The organism is Anaerococcus sp. AGMB09787, from assembly GCF_022808955.1.
Taxonomy (GTDB): domain Bacteria; phylum Bacillota; class Clostridia; order Tissierellales; family Peptoniphilaceae; genus Anaerococcus.
In genome coordinates this window covers 1-13531 of record NZ_JAKZEY010000009.1, presented here as the reverse complement: position 1 = coordinate 13531, position 13531 = coordinate 1, and the positions used below count along the sequence as shown (strand labels likewise).

At 33.5% G+C, this 13531-nt stretch carries 10 protein-coding genes; 4 read left to right on the top strand and 6 right to left on the bottom strand.

The features are described 5' to 3' along the window. Nucleotides 1-53: 53 nt before the first annotated feature. Genes MUN42_RS02945 through MUN42_RS02935 form a run of 3 tightly spaced genes read left to right on the top strand, consistent with a single transcriptional unit; the run spans nucleotide 54 to nucleotide 2623 of the window. On the top strand, nucleotides 54-1037 hold the full coding sequence (locus tag MUN42_RS02945) for an ATP-binding cassette domain-containing protein (protein WP_243342847.1): 984 nt from the start codon (nucleotides 54-56) through the stop codon (nucleotides 1035-1037). Further along, nucleotides 1024-1827, top strand: coding sequence for an ABC-2 family transporter protein (locus MUN42_RS02940; RefSeq protein WP_243342845.1), 804 nt, complete (start codon nucleotides 1024-1026; stop codon nucleotides 1825-1827). Before MUN42_RS02945 ends, MUN42_RS02940 begins: the two co-directional genes overlap by 14 nt. 1 nt (nucleotide 1828) lies before the next feature. After that, nucleotides 1829-2623 carry an ABC-2 family transporter protein gene (locus MUN42_RS02935; protein ID WP_243342843.1) on the top strand — a complete coding sequence of 265 codons (795 nt, stop codon included), beginning with the start codon at nucleotides 1829-1831 and terminating at the stop codon, nucleotides 2621-2623. 786 nt (nucleotides 2624-3409) lie between these two features. Here the strand turns inward: MUN42_RS02935 and MUN42_RS02930 are convergent. Genes MUN42_RS02930 through MUN42_RS02915 form a run of 4 tightly spaced genes read right to left on the bottom strand, consistent with a single transcriptional unit; the run spans nucleotide 3410 to nucleotide 9470 of the window. Then, nucleotides 3410-4939 (bottom strand): YifB family Mg chelatase-like AAA ATPase, encoded by a 1530-nt coding sequence (locus MUN42_RS02930; protein WP_243342841.1) that lies wholly within the window; start codon nucleotides 4937-4939, stop codon nucleotides 3410-3412. Next, nucleotides 4923-5840: an RluA family pseudouridine synthase gene (locus tag MUN42_RS02925; RefSeq protein WP_243342839.1), complete on the bottom strand. Its 918-nt coding sequence runs from the start codon at nucleotides 5838-5840 to the stop codon at nucleotides 4923-4925. Before MUN42_RS02925 ends, MUN42_RS02930 begins: the two co-directional genes overlap by 17 nt. A gap of 41 nt (nucleotides 5841-5881) precedes the next feature. After that, nucleotides 5882-7639 carry an ABC transporter ATP-binding protein gene (locus MUN42_RS02920; protein ID WP_243342838.1) on the bottom strand — a complete coding sequence of 586 codons (1758 nt, stop codon included), beginning with the start codon at nucleotides 7637-7639 and terminating at the stop codon, nucleotides 5882-5884. After that, on the bottom strand, nucleotides 7632-9470 hold the full coding sequence (locus MUN42_RS02915) for an ABC transporter ATP-binding protein (protein ID WP_243342837.1): 1839 nt from the start codon (nucleotides 9468-9470) through the stop codon (nucleotides 7632-7634). Before MUN42_RS02915 ends, MUN42_RS02920 begins: the two co-directional genes overlap by 8 nt. A gap of 168 nt (nucleotides 9471-9638) precedes the next feature. Here MUN42_RS02915 and MUN42_RS02910 point away from each other — a divergent pair, with 168 nt between their 5' ends. Continuing rightward, nucleotides 9639-10466 carry an exodeoxyribonuclease III gene (locus MUN42_RS02910; protein ID WP_243342836.1) on the top strand — a complete coding sequence of 276 codons (828 nt, stop codon included), beginning with the start codon at nucleotides 9639-9641 and terminating at the stop codon, nucleotides 10464-10466. 63 nt (nucleotides 10467-10529) lie between these two features. On the opposite strand, the gene mnmA is transcribed toward MUN42_RS02910, so the two are convergent. Continuing rightward, complete coding sequence (mnmA, locus tag MUN42_RS02905) at nucleotides 10530-11636, bottom strand: tRNA 2-thiouridine(34) synthase MnmA (RefSeq protein ID WP_243342835.1); 1107 nt, start codon at nucleotides 11634-11636, stop codon at nucleotides 10530-10532. Next, nucleotides 11633-12700: a cysteine desulfurase family protein gene (locus MUN42_RS02900; protein ID WP_243342834.1), complete on the bottom strand. Its 1068-nt coding sequence runs from the start codon at nucleotides 12698-12700 to the stop codon at nucleotides 11633-11635. Before MUN42_RS02900 ends, mnmA begins: the two co-directional genes overlap by 4 nt. Nucleotides 12701-13531: the final 831 nt, after the last annotated feature.

The following is a 13531-nucleotide window of genomic DNA, read 5'->3' as shown; positions in this document are numbered from 1 at the left end:
ATCAAATAAAAGGTAGCAAAAACTAAAATTATAAGAAAGGAATTTAAAATATAATGGCCTTAATTGAAACAAATAATCTCACTAAGCAATTTAAAGTCAATAAAAACAAGTCATTCATCGATTATTTTAAATTTAAATCCCAAAAACAGATTGTTACATCTGTTGATTCCGTATCCTTTAAAATAAATAGTGGTGAAACCGTTGGTCTTATCGGATTAAATGGAGCAGGTAAAAGTACCCTAATCAAGATGATGACAGGTATCTTATCCCCTAGTTCAGGATCTGTAAGAGTCTTCGGCAATGATCCTTTTGAAAAAAGAGAAATCAATAACAAAAAAATTTCTACTGTTTTCGGCCAAAGATCCAATCTAAGACGGGATGTATCTCCTATGGAATCTTATTATATAATAAAAGATATGTATGATGTAAGTGATGAAGATTTTAAATCAAGGCTTGATTATTTAACCGACATATTGGATGTCAAAAATTTTATTAACAATCCTGTTAGAACCCTTAGCCTTGGTCAAAGGATGAAAGCGGAGCTAATAAGTGCCTTTTTGTACAATCCACAAATTGTATTCCTTGATGAGCCGACCATAGGTTTAGATATATTGACAAAAGATTCCATCCTTGATTTTTTGAATACTATAAAAGGTAAGACTACTATTATTTTAACAACTCATGATTTTGAGGATATAGAGAGAATCTGCGACAGGGTAATTATCTTACATCATGGAAAAGTTATAAATGATAGCAATAAAGAGCATATCTCACAAATATATAATATAGAAAAACTTGAAGTTTACTTCGAAAAAATTGATGAGAATATAAAAAGCAAACTTTTAGCTAAGGATCTTGACTTATCTTTCGACAATAATAAAGCAATTATTGACATATCGAATATAAAAGATAGGTCGGAGTTAGTAAAAAATATATACGATGATTTGGCTTCGTCCATAGATTCCATTAAGTTTGCCAATATTAGTTTTAAAGATTCTTTAAAGTACTTCCTTGGAGAGAAAAATGACGAATTCTAAAATAATCAATGGCAAAAATAGAATTAGAAAAAGACTTATCAAAATTGGATTTTTGACTAATCAAGTATATAAAGAAGCCAACATAGTAAAAATAATAAGCGATCTGTTATTTATAACAATTCAATATTTCATATGGAAGGCTATATATGCTGGCAACAATATCGGTTTATTAGGCTTTGAACAAATGTTTACTTATATTATCATTTCAACAATTATTGAAAATATTTACCCTACCCAAGTAAGTCAAGAGATAGGAATTTCCGTAAAAAAGGGTGATATAATACTTACTCTATTGAGACCTTTTTCTTTTATAGAGCAATTATTCTACCAAGGCTTAGGGAAAAGTCTGTTCAGACTTGTAATTTTAAACATACCCTTTTACCTATTGGGAATATTTGTAGGCATTGATGTAACTTTGCCAAACTTGGTTCAATTTATTATAATAACAGGTCTAACCTATATTTACTATTTTATATTTGAAATATTCTTCGGAATTTTAAGTTTCTATACTATCAGTACTTGGGGTATACAAAACTTAAAATATGCTCTACTTTTACTATTATCAGGTAGAGTTATACCAATACAAGTATATCCCGATTTTTTATATAAGATATCAAATCTTCTTCCCTTCAAATATTTTTATAATATACCTATAATAACCTTGTTGGGTGAAGGAACTTATTTTTTAAAATCGGTAATTTTACTTCTGGTAAATATTATAATCTTATATACTATATACAGGTTTCTATTCAATAAATTATTGAGGAAACTTACAGTTCAAGGAGGTTGATATGAAATTGAATAAATATATAAGGCTCTATAAATCTATGTTTAAATTAAATATTAAATCTTTGATGGCTTACAATTTTGACTTTATAATAGGAATTATTGCCATGCTGGTAAAAACATTAATTAATTTTTCAATCCTTTTGATATTATTTAGTTTGGTTAGCGATATAAAGGGGCGGACCTTTAATGAAATGCTTTTTCTCTACGGATTCAGCACAGCATCATTCGGTATATGGCACTCATTCTTTATAAATACCTTAACAATTCCCTCCTATATAAAAACCGGAGAATTCGACAGATTCCTAACTAAACCCTACAATCCCTTATTCTTAATTTTAATAGAGGGCTTTGATGATGACGGACGGAGTCAACTTATCTTGGGTATAGTAATAAGCCTTATAGCAATAGTAAGACTGGAATTATTCACACCCCTACTCTTGCTCTTGCCCTTCCTACGGATAATTACTTCCTTTATATATGCAGGTATATCAATACTCCTATCGACAATATCCTTTTTTACAATTAATAATGCCGATATAACGAATTTTACCATTCAGATGAATGAATTTGCCAAATACCCCTTGACTATATATAACGACTTCTTTAGATTTATCTTTACGGTAATTCTTCCCATAGGATTCGCATCATACTATCCGAGTTTGATATACCTTAGAGGATACACTGCATTCAATATAGGCAGTTTGTTATTTACTATCTTCTATTCGTTAATCTTCTTCGCCTTAAGTATATTTATCTGGATAAAGTGCTTGAAGAGATACACTAGTAGTGGATTTTAGACTAGAAAATATATAAAATACTACCCATAAGAAATCCTCCTTATTAATAGCCCTTAATCAAAAAATTTTGAAATAAATAGAAAAATCCTATTCACTTTATATAAGCGAATAAAAAGGTAGGCAATCATGGAGAAAAAATACTGGATGTAAGAATTAAGGGCTTTGATTGGGAGTGGGAAAAAATAATATTAGGTAATATAGGAGAAACATACAGTGATTTATCTGGAAAAACTAAAGATGTTTTCGTATTGGAGATGATAAATTTGTTGAGTTTTCAAATGTATTAACCAACCCCATTACAGATATAAGCAAATTAGGCCAAGTAAAATTGATAAAAATCAAAATATAGTAAAAAAAAGGAGATATTTTTTTAATTCTTATTCAGAAACTCCTAATGAAGTCGGAATGTTTTCAGTAAGGAATTTTGATACCATTAATACTTATTTAAATAGTTTTTGTTTTGGATTTAGACCCAATATAAAATTAGACAATTAATATATTGCTTATCAATTATAAAATGAGTCATCTAGAAAACAAATAAAAATTTTAGCACAAGGCATATCAAGATATAACATTTCTAGAAAACAATTACTTAATATTAAAATCCTCCTCCCCACCCTCCTGGAGCAAAAAAAGATCGGGAACTTTTTCAAAACTCTTGATGGGCTAATCGAAGGTGAGGAGAGATATTTGGAGGACTTAAAGGATTTCAAAAAAGCTCTTCTCCATAAGTTGTTTGTTTAATAATCAATACTACATGTTTGTCTAGTAGTTTTAATTATAATTTTATACATTCCAATATTTATCGTCTAGTGTCCTGTATCTTATGGCCTCTAGGAGGTGGTTTTCTTTGATGTCTGGGCTTGCTTCTAGGTCGGCTATAGTTCTTGCCATTTTTAGGATTTTGTTGTAGGACCTTACTGAAAATTTGTACTTCTCGAAGGCTAGCTTCCCGATTTTTTCTACTGGATCTGAGAGCTTAATGTATTTGCCCATTAGTTTGCTAGTAAGCTCACCATTTCTTGTTATTTTTTCGTCCTTATATCTTTCCTCTTGGATCTTGCAAGCTCTAGTTACTTCTTCTTTTAGGGTGGCCGATGATTTAGAATCTTTTTTTTCTCTTAGTTCATTATAATTGACTGGCTTTATTTCTATGTGGATGTCGATCCTATCAAGGATTGGTGAAGAAATTTTGCCAAGGTACCTTCTAATTTCGTTAATAGAGCAGGTACATTCTTTGTTGGGATTACCGAAATTTCCACATGGACAAGGGTTCATTGCTGCTATTAGGATAAAGTCAGCAGGGTAGCTTACACTTGCTTGTGCCCTAGCTATGTTTATGATTTTATTTTCTAGGGGTTCTCTTAGGGCTTCGATTACGTTTTTCTTGTATTCTGGAAATTCGTCTAGGAAGAGGACTCCCTTGTGGGCGAGGGTTATTTCTCCTGGACTAGGGACTCCTTGACCTCCCCCTATGAGGGATACTTCGCTTGCAGTGTGGTGGGGTCCTCTAAAGGGCCTTTCTTCTACTAGTGTACCGCTTTCGAGTTTGCCCATTATGGAGTAGATTTTGGTTACTTCTACTTTTTCATCGAAGGTCATATCGGGTAGGATTGTAGGCAGGTGTTTGGCTGCAAAGGTCTTACCTGAGCCTGGTGGGCCTATCATAAGGAGGTTGTGGCCTCCTGCGGCTGCTATTTGAAGAGCTCTTTTTAGGTTTTCTTGGCCCTTTAGGTCTATAAAATCGTAGTCAAAGCTTCTTTGCTTATGGATTTTGCTTAGGTCTAATTGGTAGGGTCTTACTTCCTTTTCCTTATTAAGAAATCCTACCAGATCATTTATATTTTCAAAAGGATAGATTTCCACATCCTTTATTATGGCGCACTCGTCCTTGTTGCCATCTGATATGATAAATTTCTTAAAGCCTAGCTCTCTCATAGATATTACCATGGCCAAGGCTCCCTTTACTGGCAAAATCCTCCCATCAAGGGATAGCTCCCCAAGGAAGATATACTCCCCATAGTCATAGGTTATGACCCCCATGGATGCAAGGAGGCTAATAAGAATTGGTAGGTCTAGCTGAGTACCTTCCTTTTTGAGGTCTGCTGGTGATAGGTTTATGGTAATCCTACCAGCAGGAAACTTGTAGCCAGAGTTAATGAGGGCGACCCTTACCCTTTCCTTGCTCTCTTTAATGGATGAATCTGGAAGTCCTACTATGGAAAAAGTTGGCAAGCCACTAGTTATATCGCTTTCTACTTCTACAAGCTTTCCATCAAGGCCTATAAGGCTAGTCGTGTTAGTTTTTGAATACATCTTTGTCACCTAATCCTAATATTTTTTGATATTTTAAAAATTCTTGGTGGGGATAAGCAAAATATTCCCTCCTAGCTCCGTCTTTATCTGTAAAGGCTAGCTTGCTACAATGGAGAAGTTGGTGGTCTAGGTTAAACTTGTGGCGAACATTGCCATAGACTGGATCTCCGAGGAGGGGATGGTTGATATGGGTCATATGGACCCTAATCTGGTGGGTCCTGCCTGTTTCGATCTTGATTTTTACGAGGGAATATCCCTCCACTTCTCTTATGACCTCATACTTGCTAATAGCCTCTCTGCCAGAATTTATAACTGCCATCTTTCGTCTATTGTGGCTATCCCTTCCCATATAGGTCCTTATGGTCCCTTCTTTCTTGTCAAAATTGCCAAAGACTATGGCATAGTAATACTTGTCAACCTGTCTTGTTTCAAAAAGTTTTTTAAAGTACTTGTAGGACTCATTATTTTTGCTAATAACCATAAGACCTGTCGTATCCTTATCAAGCCTATGGACAATCCCTGGTCTATCTTCTCCTCCTATATGGGAAAGACCCTCTTCTCCATACTTGTACAAAAGCCCATTGACCAGAGTCCCAGTTACAATTTTGCCTGCTGGGTGGACTATAAGATTTGAGTCCTTATCAATAATGGCATAGTCATCATTTTCGTAGACTATGTTTAAGTCAATATCCTCTGCCTTTATTTCAACTCTTTCAAACAATTCATCATCTATCTCGATTTCATCTCCAAGATCTAACTTGAAAGAAGGTTTAACTGCCTTATTATTTACTTTTATTTTCTTATCCTTGATAAAGTCCTTAACCTTCTCACGAGGTATCTCCTCAAATTCGTCAGATATAAACTTATCAATTCTAATTACTTCATCTCCTATCAATATCATAGATTAATTATATCACAAATCGTATTTTTTATCGGCAAAGATTAATAATCTTGATACCACTTAGCTTGAGCCTGCCACATAGTGTAATATTTTCCCTTAGCCTTCATTAGCTCATCGTGCCTACCACTTTCTACAATTTTTCCGTCATCCATAACAATAATCCTATCAGCGAATTTTGCTGAAGCCATCCTGTGGGTTATAATAATTGCAGTTCGATTAGCTACAATATTCTCAAAGTTTTCAAATATTTTGGATTCCTCTATTGGGTCAATAGATGCTGTAGGCTCATCTAAGATTATAAATTCATTAGGTCGATACAGTCCCCTTGCTATGGCAAGTCTTTGCCATTGACCTATGGATATATCTATTCCTCCAAATTCTGGTGAAAGGATAGTATCAAGCTTTGCGCTTGGATGGTCAAAGCCTACTTCATCTAACAAAGCAGGAATTAAATCAAACTTGTTTTTATCTTTTGTAGAGCTTATAATAATATTTTCTACTAGTGTCAATTTGTACTTTTGAAAGTCCTGGAAAACAGCCGATATATTTTTAAAATTAGTCCTAGTTAAATTCCCTTTATATGAAAGTCCACCAATTTTTACAAACCCCTCGTATGGACTATAAATTCCTATCAGGTTATTTACTAGGGTAGATTTACCACTTCCATTTTCTCCAACTATGGCAAGGGTTTCTCCCTTGTTTATTTTTAGTGATAGGTCAGATAGGGCATTAGTATCCCTACCAGGGTATCTGAAGAATATATTTTTTGCTTCTATCCCCTTAGCAAAATTAGGACTTTGATCATCCTCCTTTACTTCCTCCATATCCATCAAATTATAAAACGATGCTACTTGTCCTATAACTTCACTACCATCTCCCATATTATAAGATATGATTTCATCCATTATATTAAACAGGTCTGATAAAGTTACAAAAAGAGCAGAAAACATGCCGATACTTATGATTCCTGTCATCAATTGACTAAATAAAATATAGGTAGAAATACCCAGTCCTAGGAAAACAATACAATTAAGACCTATTTCTATATAAGCTGTTTTTCTTTCGATCCTCCGTCTTTTTTCGCTTACTATATATAATGAATTGTTAAAGAGATTAAAAAAATAATGATAGGCTCCAAGCATCCTAGTTTCCTTAAAAGATTCGATAGAATTTATACTTTTCTTATAAGAATCGCATTGCCTTTTATAAGGAGCTAGTTCCTCATCTAAGTCAATATAATATTTTCCTTTAATTATTTGTGCCAAAATAGCAGGTATAAAGCTAAGTAATAATATTATTACCAGCAATGGTGATGTATATATCAAAAAACCAGCTATTGCTAGTAAATATACCGAATAATGACTTATCATTTTAAGGCAAATAGAAGCAAAGTGACCTAGACTTTCGTATTCCAAACAGTCTTTTACCTTGGTTACTTTATCCAAAAATTCAGCATCCTCAAAATATATTGAAGGTAAACGGGAAAGTTTTTTCTGAAATTCGACCATAAATTTTCCCATATTAGTATAGGAAATCTTACTGAGGTAGTATTGACTTAAAAAACTTAGTAAATGCTCTACTATAAGAAGACTTATAAGTAGTATTAAATAATTGGCTATTACTGAGAAATTAGTAATATTAGTTATACTATCAAAAAGTCTTTTTGTGACTATAACTTCTCCTACCATAGCTAGGGCAAGTAATACAGCTATTAATTGTTCCAATACTCCCCACAGTCCAGATTTTTTAAAGTATTCCTTGCTATTTCTAACAATTATTGATAAATACGATTTATTCATACTTATACCGCCTGCTTTGTTCTCTAAACATTTTAGCATACACACCGTCTTTTTTCATAAGTTCTTGGTAGCCACCTTTTTCGATAATTCGACCGCCATCAAATACAAATATTTCATCAGCTAATTTCGTCGAAGCTAACCTATGGCTAATAAAGATAGAAGTTCTACCTATCATGAGCTTTTTAAATTGAATATATAAGTTACTTTCTGTGATAGGATCTAAGGCTGAAGTAGGCTCATCCATTATTATAATAGGTGCATTACTTAATAGGGACCTCGCTATTGCAATTTTTTGCCATTGGCCCATTGACAAGTCTACTCCGTTTTTATGTATCCTTCCTAGGGGGTTATCTATTCCCAAAGATAAACTATTTACCACTTCTTCTAGATCTGTTGCATCGAGGGCTAAGTCTATCAGCTCATCACTTAGCCTAGGTCTATTTCCCAAAATTAGATTATCCTTTAATGGTATTTGGTAATGATAAAAATCCTGGTACAAGACCGAAAATAGAGCCTTCAATTGGGATTGTGAGAAAGTACGAATGTCTTTACCATCTATCAAGATTTCTCCTTGGTAAGAATCATAAAGTCCTGTTAGTAGTTTGGTTACAGTACTTTTGCCTGCTCCATTTGCACCTACAAAGGCATAGTGTTTGCCTTTTTCAAGAACGAATGATAAAGCTTTTAAGACCAAGTTAGGAGAAGCAGGATAAGAAAAACTTACATTTCTAAATTCAATTTTATTAAAGTATATTGGTGTATTGGCTGGTTCATCTGTAGCTCCCTCTACACTTTCTATTGATAAGAGTTTAGATAAATCAGCCATATATTCTTTAGCTTCACCAATATTTTTAGTAGCCTCCTGAAGTTTTCCGCCCAAAGTATTTGAGACTCCTATAAAGGCTGTGATAATACCAATAAAAGTACCCGGTGTAATTATATGTAAAATAACTTCATCTATCATTGTATAAGCTATAAGCATAGCTATTATTAATAGACTTATGCTAGTTGCCTTTGTTGCAAGCCTTGTTTTAAAAAGTACAGATAATTGAGACTTACTAGCCTTCGTAAAGTTATCATAATAAGATTTTGTCAATTCATCTGCATAGGAAAAAAGTGTTTTCTCTTTTACAGCCTCTCTATTACACAAGACTTCATCTGAATAATAACTATAACGGCGTTCGTATTTCCTAGCGTCAACTTTTGCCCTATAATTTTTCTTGCCTGCCCATAGAGAAACAATTACTAAAGGAATGGAAGCAAAGGCTATTAGAATTGCAGAAGTCAAAGCAAAATTTGCTAAAATAACAAAAAGAGAGCTTATTCCTATAAAGCTGCTAATTATACTAAGGTAAGAATCGATACCATCAATAAATGTTTCTTCCATCTCATCAGCAGTTATATCCATAATTTCTTGACATTTTGGATCTTCAATGTAATCATATTTTAATTTTGCCTGAACTTCAACAATAGGAGGACTCAAATTTCTTTCTAACAAAATCCCGATATTTGATTCTAATAGAAAATATATACCAGATACTAGCCTGGTAAGTCCTAAAATTACAATAAGTAAAATCAAGGGAAAATAAATTTTATTATATGGCAAAAATCCATAAAAAATTGCTGTTGCAGTATCGACAAATTTCCCTGTGCCAAGAGCCAATAGAGCTGACGGAATAATTCCATCAACTATTGTTAGAAACATCAAAAGTATAAATTGAATAGGAGCTATTTTAAATGTTATATTCAATATATCGAATGCCCTGTATTTTTTCTTGGTAAAGGTAAAGTATTTATTATTTTCTTGAGATTTATTTATATCAATGCACATATTTAATTATTTCTATATAGTATTTTTTATATATTTATTAAACTTTTCTTATTAAAATCATCAACTTCTTATTGGTAATTAATGAGTTTTTGAATTTCCTTTATTTTCATTTATGACCTTAAAGTTGTATATTAATTATAAAGATAATTATAATTATGGAGGATAATAATGAAATTTATTTCATGGAACATAGATTCTTTAAATGCTGCCCTAACATCTGATTCTAACAGGGCTATAATGAGTAGACTAGTTCTTGATACTATAGCAAGGGAAGATGCCGATGTTATAGCCATCCAAGAAACTAAACTTCCCTATGGTGGTCCTAGCAAAAAGCATAAGGAAAAGCTAGCTGAATATTTCCCAGACTATGACTACTACTGGCTATCTAGCCAAGAGGGAGCCAAGAAGTCTTATGCTGGTACCATGACCTTGTACAAAAAAGGGCTTGATGTGGAGGTTGATTTTCCAAAAATAGGAGCACCTGACACTATGGATCTTGAAGGAAGGATAATCACCCTGGAGTTTGAGGATTTTTACTTTACCCATGTCTATACACCTAATGCCGGCAATAGTTTGAAGAGACTAGACGATAGACAAGTATGGGATAAGGTCTACGGGGATTACCTATCTAATCTTGATACTAATAAACCTGTCATAGCAGCAGGAGATTTTAATGTTGCCCATGAGGAGATTGACCTAGCTCATCCAGATAATAACCATATGTCAGCAGGTTTTACTGACGAAGAACGCCAAGGTTTTACAAATCTCTTGGATAGAGGCTTTGTCGATACCTTTAGGTACTTAAATCCTGACGCAGTAGGCAAGTACACCTGGTGGGCCCAAAGGGTTAAGACTTCTAAGATAAATAATTCTGGCTGGAGAATTGACTATTTCTTGGTGTCTGATAGGTTAAAAGAAAGAATAGTTAGGTCTGATATGATTGATTCAGGAGATAGGCAAGACCATACTCCAATACTTTTGGAAATAAACTTATAAGTAAAATTTAATATAAGTTTAAATCGCTAAAAAACCAGAGCTTATTAATACTCTGGTTTTCTTTTATAACTTTAATTTTTTGTCATCATTGTATACTTCATCAATTATGGCAGAGCCGAGGCATACTTCTCCTTGATAAAATACTGCTGCCTGACCTGGGGTTACGGCCTTTGTACTATCATAGGTAACTTCGACCTTTCCATCTCCAAGGAGCTTGACATGGGCCTTGATGTCGGCTTGTCTATATCTAAACTTAGCTGTGCAATCAAATTCTTCTGCTAGGTCATTTGCAGAAAAATGTGAAAGCTCGCTACCATAGAGTTTGTTTGAGAAAAGTAGAGGATTGTTCTTGCCCTGACAAACTATAAGTTCGTTTTTATCTAGGTCCTTACCACATACAAACCATGCCTCGCCTTCTCCACCTATACCAAGGCCTCTTCTTTGACCTATGGTATGAAACATGAGTCCATTGTGCTCGCCCATGATATTACCTTCGCTATCAACTATCTTTCCTGGTCTCGCAGGTAGGTAGTTGGATAGAAATTCGTTGAAGTCCCTTTCCCCTATAAAGCAAATACCAGTAGAATCCTTTTTGTCAGCTGTAGCTAGCTTATACTTGTGAGCTATCTCTCTTACCTCTTGTTTGGTCAAATCTCCAACTGGAAATAGGACGTCCTTTATTTGCTCCTGGCTAAGTTGGGATAGGAAGTAGGTTTGGTCTTTATTAGAATCTACTCCCCTAAGCATCTTTACATTATCTGGATCTGATCTATCGACTCTGGCATAGTGGCCTGTCGCAAGGTAGTCAGCCCCTAGGTTTCTAGCAAAGTCTAGGAAGGCTCTAAATTTAATTTCCTTGTTACACATTACGTCAGGGTTTGGAGTCCTTCCCTTTTTGTATTCATCCAAAAAATAAGTAAAGACCCTATCATAATATTCCTTCTCAAAGTTTATAGAATAGTAGGGAATACCAATTTGATTGGCAACTCTCACTGCATCTTCGTAGTCTATCTCTTGAGTGCATACTCCATTATCGTCTGTATCATCCCAATTTTTCATAAAGATTCCTACAACATCATAGCCTTCTTTCTTTAATAATAGGGCTGCGACAGATGAGTCGACCCCACCAGATATACCTACTACGACTTTTGTATCTTTCTTATCTTTCATTTTTTCACCTCCTCTAGTATCTCTATTAATTTATCAATATCTTCCTTAGTATTGGTAAAGCCAAATGAAAATCTAATCGAATGAAGGGCCCTGTATTCATCATACATACTCATGATAGTCTTACTTGGTTCAAGACTCCCTGCCCTACAAGCTGATCCTGCTGATGCACATACTCCATGCATATCAAGGTAGGTCAAAAGAAAATCAGACCTGAAAGCAGGAAAATATAAGTTAAGGATATGATCACTAGCATTTTCTAGCTTTCCATTAACTTCAAAATCAATCCCAGTCTTTTTAAGCCTTTCTATAAAATATTCTTTAACTTCCTTAATCTTAGCTCTTTCAGCCTTAGTTTTTTCGAAGGCCCTTGCCATAGAATAAGCCCCCATGGTATAAGAAGTCCCTGCACGTCTGTCCTTTTCTTGCTCGCCTCCCCTTATGAATGCTCCTAGGTCATCTCGTAAATATAGGATACCAAAACCATTAAGTCCACCAATCTTATGACCTGATAGGGATAAGGAATCACACTTAATCTTTTCTACATCTATATCAATATGCCCATAGGCTTGAACTGCATCAATGTGGAAGTGGAGGTCCTTATCCTCCAAAAATTCCCCTATTTCCTTTACCCTTTGGATGCTACCGACTTCATTATTAACATACATCAAGCTTACTAATTTGACATCTTCAGATAAGGCCTCTTTCAAGTCCTCAAGGCTTATCATCCCATCTTTATCAGCCTTTAAAAATATTGTATTTTCTTTATCAACAGTATTTAAGATAGAATCATGTTCTATATTACTAGTAATAAGCTTAGATCCCCTAAAACTAGCTAGGACAGTATTATTTGATTCACTAGCCCCAGATGTAAAAATAACCCTAGAAGGATCTGCCCCAATGGAGTCTGCTATAGACTCCCTACTTGATTCAAGGATTGCCTTAGCACGTCTTCCACTGGCGTGGGTGGATGCTGGATTACCATCAAAGGCTTCCTTGTTATCGAAAATCTCCCTTAGTATTTCTTCTCTTTTGATACTTGTTGCTGCATAGTCTAAATAAATCATTATATCACTCCAAACAAAAATTATACTGCAAATTATGAATAAGTCACTTTAAACACAAAATAGAATCTTACTTCTAAAATAAATTCTAAATTAATAATGAAGAATACTATGAGTATTTAATTCACGTAAATTAAAAATTACTATTGCATAATAAATAAAGTTACTAATTTCCTTATAATTAATATTATCTTTTTTTGTTGTAAAATTGTTATTTTATTCATATTTTTTTTCTTAATTTCACTTGATATTCACTAACATCTATGTTGTTCTATCTTATAACCTCATATCCTAAAATAATCTATGTATGTCTTTAATAGATTTATTTATACTATGTATTAATATTGGATGACGTAAATATGGTATTAATTCTTAATTTTATCTAAATATATCTATTTTAATTCAAAATTATAATCATATCTGGTATTTCTCACAGTATATATAATATGCACACTCTATTTCAAATCTGATTTGACTATTGAGTATTATACAAGTCTCCCCACTATCCCAGCTAATACTAAGTCAGTTTTATTTATTTTTTATTTGACTTCTTTCTTGTAAACTAGCCAATGAGTAATTTCATAATTATTATGTATATAAAATAATACTTCTTAGTTTATTTATATATTCTTTAATTTTTTTCATTTATTCCTACTTTATTTACATAATATCTTTACACAAAAAATGTCTGCTTCTAAATTTATATTTTAACTTAATATGTCTATCTGAGATTATTAAAGAAGCTTATTGGATTTTAAGCCAAGGCTAAATCCTACCACTACATAACAGTTGAACTTTTTGGGAACTATTTAGTTAACTCAACTCACTATAGTG